Origin of the sequence: Paenibacillus methanolicus (assembly GCF_008124765.1) — a bacterium.
Taxonomy (GTDB): Bacteria; Bacillota; Bacilli; order Paenibacillales; family Paenibacillaceae; genus Paenibacillus_Z; species Paenibacillus_Z methanolicus.
Genome location: NZ_VNHS01000025.1, coordinates 1 through 16,306, shown reverse-complemented (window position 1 = coordinate 16,306; position 16,306 = coordinate 1). Strand labels below are relative to the sequence as shown.

Sequence of the window (16,306 nt, the reverse complement as noted above, 5' to 3'; positions counted from 1 at the left end):
GACGCGCTTTTTCCTCGGGAGTAAACGTTCTTCTTGTCGGCTTCATACAACTAAGATACTCCTTTTTGCTGTCTAGTTTCTATGTAGCATTATAGACATTACTGACATCCAGCCACCATTCCTCTTGCATTCGCATTATGTACATCCCACTAGCCCCATAGATTTGTCGTTCTTCAGTTGTAACAGAATCTCTCACTAAACCAACGATAGCAGCAGTATAGCTATGCTATCTAGAACTACCTACCTTTCTCTCTGCTCTCTTGAATGTCGCCTTGTTGTGTTTGGTTCCAAAATCGGACTAAACATCCCTCCTATGTTGTCATCACATATCTCGTTTGACCTAAGAAGTAAATAGGATGAAATCATGAATGTTGCAGGCCATAAGGCCCGACTAAAACTAACATTTCATAAAAAAATACTATATTCCCTTATTTAGGCCTAGAACTTATTATACATATAACACGTAAAAATAGTGCTATTTTTTGTCGAATACTGTAATTATCCATAATACAATGTGACGATTCGATGCTATTAGCAAGGACTTTTTTCAAACCACTATAAATCCTTTACCTACTCAGAGTGACATCATTTGAATTCGATGTTGTGCCTGTTTTAACGATTCCCCTATCTTCCCACCTACCCCCACTTCCAAATGGACTTTTCCCCCTCTCTAAGGCTCAGCAATACACATAAACATGGATCACTTGAAGACCCCCTTTCTTCATTTTAATCACGTCAGAAGGGCATATAGACTGCAATAAGCATGAATCTCTCCTATTATCCTGCCCAAAGAAAGAGGTTGCCCTGAGCACACCTCAGAGCAACCTTAGTTACAATCTATATTCTGCAGTTACAAACTTCTCTCAACAGTTAGAAATAATATTTAACGCATAGCATTCAGTTCCGACGGTTAAGTTAATATTTGGCTGATGAAGAGGCTCAAAGCAAAAGAATTTATTCAAATTCGGCAAGGGGAGTACAAGCGAAAGGCCGGGGTTATGCTCGAGAGTGAATTGACCCCACTGCAGCGGAATGGTTGGGCTGTGAGTGTAAAGCAGATTGAACAACGAGGAAGGGCTTGCTGCACACTCCTCTTTGTTTAATTCGACAATTCATTTCCGCTAACAACTGGCTGAGTCTGAATAATAGTTAGCTTGCGCCTCCTCGTTATGGCACTTGCCCTAAAGACAGACGGTTCGTTGTGGGCGGCATAGATAAACACGGACTTGTGCTTCTTACTCAATCGCCACCCGATCCAGCATAATTTCTGCTTATATTCATAAGCGCTACTGACTCGACGCCGTTGCTACTTTTAAGATCATTTTTATTATTTGTGCATCCACTTTTCAAATATGTATTTACATGCTACCCAATTTTAAGGCCCTTACGTGCCCTGTTGAAGGCAATCAGCAATGTATCATGTTATTTCCCTAACCCTACCTTATAACCATCCTAGGACCAATTATTAGCCCCTCATAAGCTTCACTTAGCAACCGCCACTTCCTTCCTCATGCTTTTCCCCCATTAAAATAAAAAGCCGAGCAAATCTTAGGTATACTACCTAGATCTGCTCGACTCTTTAATCGGTTCCATACTTTCTTTACTGGTTCCAGAGATCTTTTACTGGTTCCAGACTTTCTTTACTGGTTCCACACTTTTTTATCACCAGACATCCTCCGCTAACCTTTTATCGGCCTTACTCGACCGTGACGCTCTTCGCCAGGTTGCGCGGTTTGTCGACATCGTTGCCTCTTGCCAGCGATGCATAGTATGCGATCAGCTGGAGCGGCACGACCGACAGCGCCGGAGCCAGTACTTGCAGCGTCTTCGGAATGACGAACGTTTCGTCGACCGATTTGGCTACTTCGTGCTCCATGCCTTCGTTGACGATCGCCAGCACGTGCGCGCCGCGCGCCTTCACTTCTTTGATGTTGCTGAGCGTCTTCTCGTACAGGTCCTCTTGCGTGATGACCGCGATGACCGGAATGCCTTCTTCGATCAGCGCCAGCGTGCCGTGCTTCAGCTCGCCCGCCGCATACGCTTCGGAGTGGATGTACGAAATTTCTTTGAGCTTCAGCGAGCCTTCCTGCGCGACCGCGAAGTCGACGCCGCGGCCGATGAAGAACAGGTTGTCGTGCTTCGAGATCGACTCCGCGACTTGCTTCAGCACGTTCGCCTGCGCCAGGATCGCTTCGACTTGTTCCGGCAATTGGTGCATCGCGTCAATCACTTCAGCAACCCATGCGCCGTCCTTCGTGCCGAGCACTTCCGCCAGATACAGACCGAACAAGCTGAACGCGATCAACTGGGACGTGTAGGCCTTCGTGGACGCCACCGCGATCTCAGGACCGGCTTGCGTTATGATGACATCGTCCGCTTCGCGGGCAACCGAGCTGCCGACGACGTTCGTCACGGCCAATACGCGCGCGCCGTTGCGTTTCGCTTCGCGCAGCGCAGCCAGCGTATCCGCCGTTTCGCCCGATTGGCTGACGACGATGACGAGCGTATCCGGCGTGATGATCGGCGAACGGTAGCGATACTCCGATGCCACGTCCGTCTCGACCGGGATGCGAGCCAGGTTCTCGATGATCGTTTTGCCGACCAGGCCGGCGTGGAATGCGGTGCCGCAAGCGACGATGTGCACTTTGCGGATCGCCTTGATTTGCTCCGTCGTCATGCCGATTTCCTTCAGGGTAACCGTCTTGCCGTCATCCGACACGCGGCCCATCATCGTATCGCGGTACGCTTTCGGCTGCTCGTAGATTTCTTTCAGCATGAAATGATCGTATCCGGCTTTTTCCGCCGTCACCAGATCCCAATCGACATGGAATATTTCCTTGGAAATAATTTCGCCTTCGATCGTCATCAGTTCGACGCCGTTCTGCGTCAGAACCGCCATTTCGCCATCGTTCAAAATGTACACGTCGCGCGTGTGCTCGAGAATCGCCGGAATGTCCGAGCCGATGAAATTTTCGCCTTTACCGATGCCGATGACGAGCGGACTAGCGAAACGTACCGCCACGAGACGCTCCGGCTCGTATTCCGTCAGGACGCCGAGCGCGAACGCGCCGCGCATCCGTTTCACGGCGCGCTGTACTGCTTTGACGATATCGCCGTCATACTCTTCCGCCACCAGATGCGAAATGACCTCCGTGTCCGTCTCCGATACGAACCGGCGTCCTTTCGCGATCAGCTCTTCTTTCAGTTCGATGTAGTTCTCGATAATGCCGTTATGCACGACGGAGAATTTCTGCGAATTGTCCGTGTGGGGATGGGAGTTCGCGTCCGACGGTTTGCCGTGCGTCGCCCAACGTGTATGGCCGATGCCGACCGATCCGTGCAGTGGCTGCCCTTCGAGCTTCTCCTCCAGGTTCGCCAGACGGCCAATGGATTTGCGAATTTCCAGACCTTGATTCGTGAACACGGCGATGCCGGCCGAGTCGTATCCACGGTATTCGAGCTTCTTCAGCCCTTCGATCAAAATGTCCTGCGATTCGCGTTTACCGATATATCCTACGATTCCACACATAATTAAACAGACCTCCGTATAAGGGGATAATGCCCGCTTCTTACGGATGCGTTCCGCCACTATGCGGCGACTAAGCTATAGGGGTTAGCTAACGTTAACAAGGATGTCTGTTCTCGCAAGTAACCGTATTGCTCCAGCCGCAAGCAACAGACGGCATCGTAAGCAATCGGGAAAAAGACAATAAGAAACTAAACGCGGCGTGTCGTCGAAACAAGCCTGCGTATTCAAGTCGAAACAGGACAGGCCAGCAATCAACCGCTCTAGGTCGCTTGCTGCCGGGTATGAATAGCATTCACATAAATAAGGCCAACCCATGCAGACCCCGAACGGCCTCCGTTGCCGAGCGAATCTGCGGTCACATGCTTATGAATCATTCCCGCGATTTCTTTGTGCGACCGGTCGCCCGTTCGTTTTCGAAATTCGCTTTCGGTTGGAATGCATAACCGGGAGGTCCCCGCCGAATATTTCGAACACCTCCACCTCGTCAGCTTGCCGAACGTCTTCCGTCTGCCCTTGATCCTGCTTGCGGCAGCGGCGACCATTCGCGCGAGCTCTGGCGCTTGGTGGTACTTTTCTCCTACCCTCTCTTTCCTTCCGGAATACATATCCTATCATATTCATTTTGATGCTCGTACGCAACCGCTAATTTTCACGATTATTTTCAATCCTTGTCTCCCTTGTCAAAATGACGCCGCGCTGCCATCCAAGGCCTGCCTCATCGCGAGAAAAGCCGCCGTCGTAATCCATCGCTACCCTCTGTAAGCATTTGTGCCTTCGCGTATCCCGCTAAACGCCACTCTCTTTGCATTCGGCCGCTTCCGTTCCGACCTAATACGGACGCGCTCGCAAATCCTCTGCGTGCAGTCATGTGCCCTATTAAGTCCAGGCATTCCCTAGATTCCCAATCGCAAATAGGGGCTCTTGTCCCCAGTCCGAACGCCGATGTCGCTTGAGGATCAATAACGCACCGCCGATGTCCATCCTCCTTTGCTCCTATGCCACTTTGCTCTATTACTCTATACCTGCCCCAATCCCTCTTCGTCCTCCGCCCCTTTGCACTGTGCTCCATTGCTCCCTCTCCCCCCTTCATAGCGTCGCAATTCCGTGTCTCTGTCCACCTCCGGACTTTGCCCCGCAAGCCTAGTTCCCCCGCTCCCAATGCTGTCAGGTTAAGGGGGCTCTGCCCCTTTGACCCGAGACTTGTGACCGCCTCCCCCTTCCCCCTCCGCCGAGGGGAACCAAAGGGCTTTGCCCTCTGGACTCCCTTTTTCGTGCTTGCACCTTTGTTCGCGATCGGCGGATTGCTTCGAGCTGGCACGCTTTTGTCCTAGCGGACAAAGCTTCAGCGGGTGTTGAAACTCAGTCCTAAGACACAAGCCTGTCAACTATAGGCCAACGGGTGGCTTCAGTGGACGTTTTTCCTTAACCTGACAGCATTACCCCCGCTCCCCCTGTCCGCCCGCAACGCAAACAACGCCTCCCGATCGCTCGGGGGCGCTGTCCTTCGTTCTTGCAGTTCGTAGACGCGTCAGCGCCTCTTATACGTTGCCGAGCGCCGTGCGAACCGTGTCGGCAATCGCCGCCACGTACGCTTCCACTTGGTCCTTCTCCGGCCCCTCCGCCATGACGCGAATGAGCGATTCCGTACCGGATGGACGAACAAGCACGCGGCCGTTGTCGCCCAGCTCTAGCTCGACTTTGGCAATCGCCGCCGCGATCGCCGCATTGTCCTTGTACTGGCTCTTATCCGCAACGCGCACGTTCACCAGCACTTGCGGGTATTTGCGCATGAGCGTCTTCATCTCGCCCAGCTTGCGGCCAGCGCCCACGAGCGTGTTGACGAGCTGCAGCGCCGTCAGAATGCCGTCACCGGTCGTATTGTAGTCGAGGAAGATCACATGGCCGGATTGCTCGCCGCCCAGGTTGTAGCCGCCTTTGCGCATCTCTTCCATGACGTAACGATCGCCGACCGCCGTTTGCGCCGTCTTCAGGCCGATCCGCTCCGCCGCTTTGAAGAAGCCGATGTTGCTCATAACCGTCGTGACGACCGTGTCGTTCTTCAGCGTGCCTTCGCGTTTCATGGCGTCGCCGCAGATACATAGGATGAAGTCGCCGTCGACTTCTTCGCCGTTCTCGTCGATCGCGATCAATCGGTCCGCGTCGCCGTCGAAGGAAAGACCTAGATCGGCGCCGTGCTTCAGCACTTCTTCGCGCAAATATTCCGGATGCGTCGAGCCGACGCCATCGTTAATGTTCAAACCGTTCGGCTCCGCGCCGACCGTGATGACTTCCGCGCCAAGCTCGCGGAACACCGCGGGCGCCAGCGAGTAGGCTGAGCCGTTCGCGCAGTCCAGCACGACTTTTAGTCCCGCGAACGAATGCGTTACCGTTTTTTTCAGGAAATCGAGATAAAGCCGCTTCGCATGCTCGTCGACCGTGACCGATCCGATGTCGCCGCCTTCCGGTCGAGGGAGCTCGTCAATTGCCGCGTCCATGAGACGCTCGATCTCGTTCTCCGTCTCGTCGGACAGCTTATAGCCGTCGCCGCCAAAAAATTTAATGCCGTTATCTTGAACCGGATTGTGGGAGGCCGAGATCATGACGCCCGCATCCGCGCCGAGCACGCGCGTCAAATACGCGACCGCCGGCGTAGACACGACGCCGATGCGGATGACGCTCGCGCCGATCGACAGCAGGCCGGCCGTCAGCGCCGCCTCCAGCATCGGACCTGAAATCCGCGTATCGAGGCCGATGACCACCTTCGGCTTCTCCGCTTGCCCCGCTAATACGTATCCGCCGCAGCGGCCGATTTTATAAGCCAGCTCCGGTGTCAGCTCCCGATTCGCGACGCCGCGGACCCCATCTGTTCCGAAATATTTCCCCATTGTGCCGTCTAACCCCTTTGTCAGTAATCTGATGTGTATTCGTTATGATACGACGCCAGTCGTCATTTGTCACCCATCTATTCGCTTTCTTCCGATCCCGCTTGCTGATCCGCGATCGGTTCGCTTGGGTCGGCCGCGTTCCCGCCGCTATCCACCATCCCGTTCGCGTCTCCTTCGCCTTCGGCATTCGGCGCCGTGCTGTCGCCATTCCCGTTCGGCGTCGTCGTTCCGTCTCCGGCGCTGCCGTCCTCGCCATTGCCGGAAGTTGGCTCATCGTTACCGCTCTTCGTCGCCGGCTCTTCGGTCGTACCGTCGGTAATCGCGACCGTAACTTGTCCGCCGCTGCCGGAGAGCGCCACGAATCGCGGCAGCTCCGCGCGCAGCAGCACGGCATGATTGCCGACTCCAAGCCCCGTCAAATCCGCCACGAGTTCCACATTGGCGACGCCGAGGGATGCCAGTACGTTCGGCGCCCCGCTTATCGTAATATCCACGCTGCCTGCACCCGACAATTGAGCTTTGAGTCCGCTGCCCAATCCGCTGATCGTGACCGGCACCTGCGGGATGATTTTCGTTTCCGTCGTGGCGTACGTGACGCTCACGTTCACTTTCGCCGGACTAACCGCCGCAATGCCTTCGGCGAGAGGAATCGTAACCGCCAGCTCGCCCGTCTCGGCTTGTTTGGACAGGTCGACGTTAACGGACGGATACGTGCTGATTTTGTCCAGCTGCTCCTGAGGACCATAGATGGTGATGCGCTCTACTTCCGACTGGACGGCGGCAACGGCAAATCCATCGGGCGCGCTTCCCGTATAATCGAACGAGATGGGCACGCTCTTGGACGGCAGCGAGACGGGGATTTGCACCTCCACGGTCTCCGGTTCGATGACCGCTTCCGTTATTTCCTCTCCCGCCTTGTTGAGCACCACGATCGCCGATTTCTTCTCGGTGATGTTCTCGTCCGCGTCCTGAATCGAGACGACGATGCCGACGAATCCGACCTCATCCATCCGGTCCTCGGGCAGCGTCACCGACACCTCGCCCGGCGTCAGAACGGGAACGCCCGTCTTATACCCTTGCGCCGGCGTGCCGTCCGTCTTCAGATCGACCGTGAAGCTCTTGGTAACGAGCGGCTCGATTTGAACCGAGACGTTGCTCGGCGTAAAACTCGTTAATTCCACGGTGCCCGGTTTCGTGATCGTCACGGGCACATCGTGCACGCCCGCTTCGATTCCCGCCAAGTCGATGACGGCCTTCGTGTCCCGAGCGGCCTCCATCAAATCAAGGCGCGTTCCCCTCAGCTTGACGCGGACCGTCGCCGGATCCATGCCGCGAAGCGCATAGTTTTCGCCAAGACCGGTGAATTCGACGTTAATATCATACTCTTCCGAAGCCGTCAGCTCGGCCACCGTGCTCGGCGACCGCTCCGAATCGAAATGGACGACCGCGAACAGCAGCACTCCGATGACGAGCGAGATGATCTTGATCGCGGTCGGATGACTGAGCCACTTATCCATCTTGGCCGCCCCCTCTCCATCTCCGCCAGAACGGCGTTTTGGACGACAGCGGCTGCTTATCCTTCACGTTCGGATTGAGTTCTTCGAACAGCTTCGAGATGAGCGATTCTTCTTTAATGTCCCGAACGATCATGCCGCCTACGGCGAGCGATACTTGTCCGGTTTCCTCCGATACGATGACGGACACGGCGTCGCACACTTCCGTAATGCCGATGCCCGCGCGATGCCGCGTCCCCAGCTCCTTGCTGATGAACGGATTCTCCGAGAGCGGCAGATAACAGCCAGCGGCCATGATCTGGTTGCCCCGGATAATAACCGCGCCGTCGTGCAGAGGCGTATTCGGGATGAAAAGGTTAATGAGCAGCTCCGAGCTCGTGAGCGACTCCATCTGAATGCCGGATTCGATGTAATCGTTCAATCCCGTGCTCCGTTCGAACACGATGAGCGCTCCGATCTTCCGCTTCGCCAAATACTGGATCGCCTTAATAATCTCATTGATCCGGTCGCTGACGTCCCGCTCCACCACCGACGTGCGGCTGAACAATTTGCCGCGCCCCAGCTGTTCGAGCGCGCGCCGCAATTCCGGTTGGAAAATAATCAGCACCGTCACGACGCCGAAGGTGAACATCTGGTTCATCAGCCACTTGAGCGTATAGAGGTTGAACCACGTGCTGATCGCCCATGTCCCGACGAGCACGAAGATCCCCTTCAATAGCTGGACGGCTTTCGTGCCGCGGACGAGCAAAATCAATTTATAGATAATGTAACTGACAATGGCGACGTCGATTATATCCTTAATCCATTCATTCCATGTCAAATCGGCAAAATAGCTCATGCGACGACCCCCGGACGACCGATTGCATTGGTTTTCGATCAGCGTGTTTTTGGAATTCTTAACTTTATTGTCTTCTAGAAACGGGGTTGCAAATCCTTTATTTTCACAAAAAAACCTCCCTTAAAGGGAGGCCTCCGATCAGTACGCGAGTTTGCTGATCGATTGTGTCACTTTATACCAGAACCAGTCCAGCGCCTGATCGATTTCTTTTGTTTGTCCCGCGATATGCGCGGTCGATGCCTGGTAAAGCTGTCCGTCGATGACCGTGACGTTCCCGTCCACGTCCCCGAGCACGTTCGCTTTGCCGTTCTCGATCGTCAGGTCGCCTTTCACGCGAGCCCCTTCCGGAATCGTAACCGTATTGCCTTCGATGACGACTTGCGCCAGATCGGTGCCGCTGACCGACAGCTGCGTATTCTGTTCCCACATGGTCGTGAAACTCCCCAGCATGACGAAAGCGAATACCGCCGCGACCGTTACGGCCGGGTGCTTGCGGATCCAGGCCGCGAAAGCGTTCGGCTTGCCGGCCCGTTTCGCCGGCAGCTGGCTCATGATCCGTTCGGTGAGCAGCGCCGATTGCTTCTCGTCCAATACCGCATCCATGCCGGATCCGACCATCCCGAAAGCCATTGCTTCGGTCTGCTGCAGCTGTTCGAAACGCGAGCGGCAGGATGGGCATGCAATGAGATGCGTCTTCAAAGCCGCCATATCATCGCGAGGCAGTTCGCCGTCTAAATAATCATGCATCCATACGATGGCGACGTTGCAGTTCATAGCAGCCATTCCTTTCTTCGTCTTAGATGAAACCCGCGGCCTTACCGCGGACGCGATTTACAATCGTGTTGCTTGTATACGATACGTGCCTTGGCCAGGGACGGTTTCGTTTTTTCATTTGCCCTCTAAAGCTTATGCTCGAGCTTCTTGCGCAGAAACTCCCGGCCTCGGTGAACGCGCGTCTTGATCGTCGTTACCGGCATATCCAGCACGTCGCCGATCTCTTGCAGCGACATATCCTGCAAGTAACGCAGCACCATGACGCTCTTATATTTGGCCGGCAACGTCTCGATTGCCTGGTGAATGATACGCTGCGTCTCGGACAACAGCGTCTCGCTCTCCGGCGTCCGATTGTCGCTCGGAATCATCGAATAGCCGTCCAGCCCCTCGTGCTCGGAGGATTCCGCGTCGAGCGAATAGCTTGGTTTTCTTTTGCGCAGACGGTCGATGCACAGATTGGTCGCGATCCGGTAGATCCACGTCGAGAATTTCATCGTGTCGTCGTACCGGTCCAAATTTTTGTATACGCGAAGGAACGTATCCTGTACGACGTCCTCTGCTTCCTGACGGTTGTACAGCATCCGGTATGCCATATGATACAATTTGTCCTGATATAAACTCACGATCTCGGCAAAAGCGCTCTGATCGCCTTTTAACGCCAATCGCGCTAGACGCGCTTCCAGTGATTTCACCATTTCTCCTCCACGTATGCTGACTTTCGCTTCACGTGCGTGTCGCGACAGTCCGGCAATGCCATTCCCCGCCCGTTCGACGCAATTAACGCCCATCCAGTTGGGATGCTTGCCATGACAACCGGCTAGTTCCCATTGACTTTGGCCGAATTCGGCATTTACATGCCATCCAGCAAAATGGTAATCCAAATGAACTAAAAATGCAACACGTAACCGACCGTTTTATCTGCCGAACAGCTTAACCGACCGCGTCCGGGCTTTCGCTCGCGAATCAGGTGAAACGGCTTCGCCGTCTTTTGCGGCGATGCGCGTTTCATTCCGGAGACATAGAGGGACCGTTGTATAGATGTGAAGCTTATACTTCCCTATATGTTAAAAAAACCGGGTGATCGGACGTTCTTGCCGTCCGGCCACCCGGCCTATCGGTATGATTGGCGTATTAGCCCGTATTCCGAAGCCCCGCCGCTATGCCGTTAATCGTAAGCAGCACTTCGCGCAGCAATTCCGGAGCGTCTTCGCCCTTATCGCGAAGCGCCCGCAGCTCGGTCAGCAGTTGAACCTGCATGTAGCTAAGCGGATCGACGTATGGGTTACGCAGCCGGATCGATTCTTGAATAACCGGAACGTTATCCAGAATATCAGCCTGGCCGGTAATCTCGAGAATAAGCGACGACGTACGCGCGTATTCCTCTTCGATCAGCGTGAAAATCCGTCCGCGTACTTGATCGTCATTAATCATGCTCGCATACTCTTTCGCGATATTGAGATCCGCCTTCGCGAGCGCCATCTGCAGGTTATCGATGAGCGACGTGAAGAACGGGAATTTCGCATACATTGTACGGAGCGTCTCGAGACGAGCCGCGTCGCCTTGCACGTAGCCTTCAAGCGCCGTGCCCGCCGCATACCACGCCGGCAGCAAGTAACGGCTTTGCGTCCACGCGAACACCCAAGGAATGGCGCGCAGGTCTTCGAATCGATCGCTGTTCTTCCGCTTCGATGGACGAGAGCCGATATTCAGCTCGCCGACTTCCGGCAGCGGCGTCGATTCCTTGAAGTACGTCATGAAATCAGGATCGCGGAAAATTAAATCCTGGTATTTGGTCTGCGCCGCTTCCGAAATCCCTTTCGAGATTTCATCCCACTCCGCTACGTCTGCAACCTGCTGTTCCGGATATTTCGCAAGACGAGCTGCCGTAATGAGCGCCCATGTCGCTTGCTCCAGACTCCGGTAAGCAATGCCTTGCATCGAGTAACGGGAAGAGAGCACTTCGCCCTGCTCCGTAATCTTAATGCCTCCGCCGATCGTATGCGGGGGCTGCGCCAGAATACTCCGGTTCAGCGGCATACCACCGCGGCCAAGCGCACCGCCGCGGCCGTGGAAGAACTTCAGCTTTACGTTATGTTTCTTCGCGGTGCTCGTAATCGTATTGAGCGCGACGCGCAGCTCCCAGTTCGCCGTTACCGCTCCGCCGTCTTTATTGCTATCCGAGTAACCGAGCATAATCTCGTGCAGGTTGCCCATCGCTTCCACCGCTTGACGGTACACCGGCAAATTGAATAAGGTCTCCATAATGCCCGGAGCAGCGTGCAGATCGTCGATGGTTTCGAACAGCGGCACGGATTGGATCGTGCTGCGCACCTTGCCGCCCGCCTCGATGCGGAACAGGCCGACTTCCTTCGCGAACACCATTACCTCGAGCATATCGCTCGCGCCTTGCGTCATGCTGATCAGGTAGCTGTGGATGCAATTGCGGCCAAACTCCTGCTGCGCACGGTAGATCGTATGGTAGACGTCCAGACACTCGCGCGTCGATTCACTGTATTCAAAATGCGGGCTTGTGAGCGGCCGAGGATCCGTCAACAGCTTATACAGCAGCTCGATCTTCTCTTGTTCGCCCAGCGTCGCATAATCGTCAACGATGCTCATATGCTTCAAAATTTCGGCCATCGCGTTCTCGTGCTCTTTGCTGTGCTGACGCACGTCGAGCGCGGCGAGATAGAAACCAAACAGCTCCACTTGACGTATTATTTTACGGATATGCGTATCCGCGACATAGTTAGCGTAATGGTGACGCAAGCTGTTGTCGATTACAAGCAGGTCCGCCATCAACTCATCCGGACTGTTGTAGCGCTGATTTTTCGCACCGTTATTTTGCGTATTCGCAAGCTTCTCCAGCATATAGCCGAGCTTGATGCGATACGGCTCATTGTCGTTGCGCCAAATATCGACGTTATGAAGCTCCACGACTTCGCGGTCGCGTTTGATCGACTCTACGAGCTCTTCGGATACTTCGACGAGATTGGTGCTGAAGCTAAGCAATCCCATCAGATTCTTGAGTAGCTCTTCGTACTTCTTTAACACGAGACCTCGTTGAAGCGTTAACGTCTCCCAAGTAACCTTCGCCGTTACCGAAGGGTTGCCGTCGCGGTCGCCGCCGATCCAAGAACCGAATCGCAAGTAGGTTGGCACATGCCAGCTCTCGCCCGGATAGTATTTGGCGAGACAGCGTTCCAGTTCTTCATATACATTCGGAAGTACTTCGAACAGCGTCTCGTCGAAGAAGTACATGCCGTTGCGAACTTCGTCAATGACCGTTGGCTTCCGGCCGCGAAGCTCGTCGGTCTGCCACAGCGTAAGCACTTCGTTCATCAGCTTCTCGCGCAGTTTCTCGCGTTCGCGATACGTAAGCGACGGATTATCCAATTCCATCATATCGTGCGCGATGCGCTGGTGAATGTCCAATACCGCGCGGCGCGTTGCTTCCGTTGGATGCGCGGTCATAACGAGCTCGAGCGAAATTTCGCCGAGCATCGACTTCACGTCTTCAATCGCGATTCCCTGTTCCTTCAACACTTGAATCGCGCTTTCGATTGAGCCCGGTTGAACGGTCTCTCCGGCAGAACGTTCATAGTCTCGCTTGCGGCGTACCCGGTGGTTCTGTTCCGCGATATTCACTAATTGGAAATAAATCGCGAACGCCCGAATCACCTGGTGACGAATCTCCGGGTCCAAGTTGTTGATGACCTGCTTAAATTCTGCAAAAAGCTCCGGGATAAACTCCGCGCGCAGCGCTTTGCTCATTTCGCGGATTTTCTCTACGATATCGAGTAATTCACGCCCGCCTTGGTGCACGAGCACATCACCCAAAATATTCCCCAGAAAACGTACATCTCGGCGCAGCAGGTTGTTCGAATGCGGCCGATTTGCCGTTAACATAGATGACGCCTGTTCCGACATTGATGATCCTCCTCAGGATTTGCCTTGGCAGTGACGGTTTCCATGTACGAGCGAAAGCACGGCTTGCGGCAATCCGCTTCTTGTGCAGTGTCAGGGATGTCCCAGCAGTCAATTTTTCACTTTCTACATCATACTACAAAATAATGGCCCGTTGAAGCTTTTTTATGGGTATTCCACCCTGATAAGTTTGCCAATACCCGGGTTAAACCCTACCTAATTTATAAACGCAAAAAAAGCCTTGGAATCCAAGGCTCTTATCATTTATGTATGGAGCGGGTGATGGGAATCGAACCCACGCTACCAGCTTGGAAGGCTGGAGTTCTACCATTGAACTACACCCGCAATAATGATTAAAAATGGTCGGGATGACACGATTCGAACATGCGACCCCCTGGTCCCAAACCAGGTGCTCTACCAAGCTGAGCTACATCCCGTAATAAAATGGCGCGCCCTGAGAGATTCGAACTCCCGGCCTTTTGATTCGTAGTCAAACGCTCTATCCAGCTGAGCTAAGGGCGCGTATTATGGAGCGGAAGACGGGAATCGAACCCGCGACCCTCGCCTTGGCAAGGCGATGCTCTACCGCTGAGCCACTTCCGCATACTTAATTCATCGCAATATTTCGCAGCGACAAGTAATAATATATCACCCTCTGAGGGCAAATGCAAGACCTAAATTCAAAAAAAGATACCGCGGCTTGACGGCCACGGTATCGCTATGAAGCAATATCGACTAGGAAAAGGGGAAGTTATCGGGTAGTCGTATACGGCCGTTAGACGGATACGGCTGCACGCATTGGAACCGATTCGTCCGCTTGTTTCTTTTGCGGTAATGGAGCATTCGATCCAGCAAGCGCATATGGCAAGCAGAGTGGAACGCCGGAACGAGGATCAACCAAAATATCCGCTTCGATTGAGAAGACTTCGCGTAGAATGTCCGGCGTCATGACTTCCACCGGCGATCCCTCCCCAGCCACCTTGCCCTTCTTGATCGCAATCATATGATGCGCATAACGGGAAGCATGGTTCAAATCATGGACAACCATGACGATCGTACGGTTAGCGGTCAGATTGAGCTCTTGGAGCAGCTCCAGAACCTCAAGCTGATGCGCCATGTCCAGGAATGTCGTCGGTTCATCTAGGAACAGGATATCCGTCTGCTGCGCAAGCGCCATCGCGATCCAAGCCCGTTGACGCTGACCGCCCGAAAGCTGATCGATGGGGCGATCGGAGAATTCCGTCATCCGCGTCGCATCTACCGCCCACTTGATGATTGCCCGATCATCTTTCGAAAGCGAACCAAAGCCCTTCTGGTATGGGAAACGGCCATACGATACGAGTTCGGAGACGGTAAGTCCGTCCGGTGCCGTCGGATTCTGAGGCAAGATCGCCAGCTGCTTCGCCACTTCACGGGTCGATTGCTTATGAATCGATTTGCCATCCAGCATGACCGCGCCGGCGGCTGGCGACATAATCCGCGCCATCGTCTTCAGGATCGTCGACTTACCCGACCCGTTTGCGCCAACTAACGCCGTAATTTTGCCTTGTGGAATGGCAATATTCAAATCCTCAACGATCAGACGTTCTTCATAAGCAATGTTAAGTCCCGATGTCGTTAAACGAATCACAATGCATCCTTCTCCCTTCATTGTCCCCGTACGTGAAGCTTATAAATCGCTATATATTAATGAACAGATGCAAATTGATAATGATAAGTATTCTCACTAATTATTATGATAACGATTCTCAGTCAATTCGTCAATGTTTAATCCACAATTCCCATAATTCGTTCCACTCATCCGGTTCATGATTAGCACAATAAATGGTCAATAGAACAAACTTCAGAGATTCCTTATCTTGTCAAAGAAACATTGGCCGAATCGAACACTTTAGTTGCTGCTTAGTATGTCATTGGTATGTCATTGATGCAACCCCCACGGCAAAACCCCATAACATCCGCCGGTCTGTACCTGTAGCAAGGACAATCCGGGTTCGCTTCTAGCAGCTCAGTTTGCACCACAAAACAAAAAGCCCTTGCTATGCAAGAGCTTTCTTCCTAATGCGCGTAGAGGGACTTGAACCCCCACGGTCGCCCGCCAGATCCTAAGTCTGGTGCGTCTGCCAATTCCGCCATACGCGCGCATTATGATACCATCTTCAGAAAAGATGGTGAGCCATGTAGGACTCGAACCTACGACACCCTGATTAAAAGTCAGGTGCTCTACCAACTGAGCTAATGGCTCGTATTAAAATGGCTGGGGATCAAGGATTCGAACCTTGGCATGACGGAGTCAAAGTCCGTTGCCTTACCGCTTGGCTAATCCCCAATAAGTGGTGGAGGCTGACGGGATCGAACCGCCGACCCTCTGCTTGTAAGGCAGATGCTCTCCCAGCTGAGCTAAGCCTCCATATGGTTGGTGACCCGTAGGGGATTCGAACCCCTGTTACCTCCGTGAAAGGGAGGTGTCTTAACCCCTTGACCAACGGGCCTAAAAAACTGGAGCTCTCAACCGGGATCGAACCGGTGACCTCATCCTTACCATGGATGCACTCTACCTACTGAGCTATGAGAGCAAAAATGGCTCCCCGAACAGGACTCGAACCTGTGACAACTCGATTAACAGTCGAGTGCTCTACCAACTGAGCTATCAGGGAACATTCAGGTGTTATTACACCCTGAAAACTGGATACGAAACTCAACACTTTAGCTGTGTTTTGTTTAAGCTCTTGCGAACTTAAACGTTAGGATAAGCCCTCGACCGATTAGTATTCGTCAGCTGCACGCATTGCTGCGCTTCCACCTCGAACCTATCAACCTGGTCGTCTTCCAGGGGTCT

General features: G+C 53.6%; 8 protein-coding genes, 11 tRNA genes and 1 rRNA gene. All 20 read right to left on the bottom strand.

The genetic code is table 11. From position 1 onward, the window contains the following. Nucleotides 1-1,696: 1,696 nt before the first annotated feature. Nucleotides 1,697-3,529: a glutamine--fructose-6-phosphate transaminase (isomerizing) gene (gene glmS, locus BCM02_RS34965; RefSeq protein WP_148933738.1), complete on the bottom strand. Its 1,833-nt coding sequence runs from the start codon at nucleotides 3,527-3,529 to the stop codon at nucleotides 1,697-1,699. A gap of 1,538 nt (nucleotides 3,530-5,067) precedes the next feature. Further along, a complete protein-coding gene (gene glmM, locus BCM02_RS34960; protein ID WP_148933737.1) occupies nucleotides 5,068-6,414 on the bottom strand; it encodes a phosphoglucosamine mutase in 1,347 nt (448 codons plus the stop codon). A gap of 77 nt (nucleotides 6,415-6,491) precedes the next feature. Then, nucleotides 6,492-7,931, bottom strand: coding sequence for a CdaR family protein (locus BCM02_RS34955; RefSeq protein ID WP_148933736.1), 1,440 nt, complete (start codon nucleotides 7,929-7,931; stop codon nucleotides 6,492-6,494). Further along, on the bottom strand, nucleotides 7,924-8,766 hold the full coding sequence (gene cdaA / locus BCM02_RS34950; RefSeq protein WP_148933735.1) for a diadenylate cyclase CdaA: 843 nt from the start codon (nucleotides 8,764-8,766) through the stop codon (nucleotides 7,924-7,926). The genes BCM02_RS34955 and cdaA overlap by 8 nt, the downstream gene beginning before the upstream one ends. 138 nt (nucleotides 8,767-8,904) lie before the next feature. Then, nucleotides 8,905-9,540, bottom strand: a complete 636-nt coding sequence (locus BCM02_RS34945) for a zf-HC2 domain-containing protein (RefSeq protein ID WP_148933734.1) — start codon at nucleotides 9,538-9,540, stop codon at nucleotides 8,905-8,907. Nucleotides 9,541-9,665: 125 nt separating this feature from the next. Beyond that, nucleotides 9,666-10,235, bottom strand: a complete 570-nt coding sequence (sigW, locus tag BCM02_RS34940; RefSeq protein ID WP_148933733.1) for an RNA polymerase sigma factor SigW — start codon at nucleotides 10,233-10,235, stop codon at nucleotides 9,666-9,668. Between the two features lie 436 nt (nucleotides 10,236-10,671). Next, entirely contained in the window at nucleotides 10,672-13,470 is a 2,799-nt protein-coding gene (gene ppc / locus BCM02_RS34935; protein ID WP_148933732.1) for a phosphoenolpyruvate carboxylase, read from the bottom strand. A gap of 268 nt (nucleotides 13,471-13,738) precedes the next feature. Further along, nucleotides 13,739-13,812: transfer RNA gene (locus BCM02_RS34930), tRNA-Gly, on the bottom strand. 15 nt (nucleotides 13,813-13,827) lie between these two features. Next, a tRNA-Pro gene (locus tag BCM02_RS34925) sits at nucleotides 13,828-13,904 on the bottom strand. Between the two features lie 8 nt (nucleotides 13,905-13,912). Continuing rightward, a tRNA-Arg gene (locus BCM02_RS34920) sits at nucleotides 13,913-13,989 on the bottom strand. Nucleotides 13,990-13,995: 6 nt separating this feature from the next. Then, a tRNA-Gly gene (locus tag BCM02_RS34915) sits at nucleotides 13,996-14,070 on the bottom strand. 172 nt (nucleotides 14,071-14,242) lie between these two features. Beyond that, nucleotides 14,243-15,097 carry an ABC transporter ATP-binding protein gene (locus BCM02_RS34910; RefSeq protein WP_148933731.1) on the bottom strand — a complete coding sequence of 285 codons (855 nt, stop codon included), beginning with the start codon at nucleotides 15,095-15,097 and terminating at the stop codon, nucleotides 14,243-14,245. 432 nt (nucleotides 15,098-15,529) lie between these two features. Then, nucleotides 15,530-15,609 (bottom strand) — tRNA-Leu (locus BCM02_RS34905). 27 nt (nucleotides 15,610-15,636) lie between these two features. Beyond that, nucleotides 15,637-15,712, bottom strand: a tRNA-Lys gene (locus BCM02_RS34900). A 9-nt stretch (nucleotides 15,713-15,721) separates the two neighbouring features. After that, nucleotides 15,722-15,796, bottom strand: a tRNA-Gln gene (locus BCM02_RS34895). A 5-nt stretch (nucleotides 15,797-15,801) separates the two neighbouring features. Further along, nucleotides 15,802-15,877, bottom strand: a tRNA-Val gene (locus BCM02_RS34890). A 7-nt stretch (nucleotides 15,878-15,884) separates the two neighbouring features. Beyond that, nucleotides 15,885-15,959: transfer RNA gene (locus tag BCM02_RS34885), tRNA-Glu, on the bottom strand. Between the two features lie 8 nt (nucleotides 15,960-15,967). Beyond that, nucleotides 15,968-16,043, bottom strand: a tRNA-Thr gene (locus tag BCM02_RS34880). Nucleotides 16,044-16,048: 5 nt separating this feature from the next. Next, nucleotides 16,049-16,124 (bottom strand) — tRNA-Asn (locus tag BCM02_RS34875). An 88-nt stretch (nucleotides 16,125-16,212) separates the two neighbouring features. Beyond that, nucleotides 16,213-16,306 (bottom strand): 23S ribosomal RNA (locus tag BCM02_RS34870); the annotation flags it as partial.

What these genes read in the sequence shown, in the direction of transcription:
- sigW (WP_148933733.1), bottom strand. Translation starts at nt 10,235, where the DNA reads ATGGTGAAATCACTGGAAGCGCGTCTAGCGCGATTGGCGTTAAAAGGC.
- glmS (WP_148933738.1), bottom strand. Translation starts at nt 3,529, where the DNA reads ATGTGTGGAATCGTAGGATATATCGGTAAACGCGAATCGCAGGACATT.
- BCM02_RS34955 (WP_148933736.1), bottom strand. Translation starts at nt 7,931, where the DNA reads ATGGATAAGTGGCTCAGTCATCCGACCGCGATCAAGATCATCTCGCTC.
- ppc (WP_148933732.1), bottom strand. Translation starts at nt 13,470, where the DNA reads ATGTCGGAACAGGCGTCATCTATGTTAACGGCAAATCGGCCGCATTCG.
- BCM02_RS34945 (WP_148933734.1), bottom strand. Translation starts at nt 9,540, where the DNA reads ATGAACTGCAACGTCGCCATCGTATGGATGCATGATTATTTAGACGGC.
- cdaA (WP_148933735.1), bottom strand. Translation starts at nt 8,766, where the DNA reads ATGAGCTATTTTGCCGATTTGACATGGAATGAATGGATTAAGGATATA.
- glmM (WP_148933737.1), bottom strand. Translation starts at nt 6,414, where the DNA reads ATGGGGAAATATTTCGGAACAGATGGGGTCCGCGGCGTCGCGAATCGG.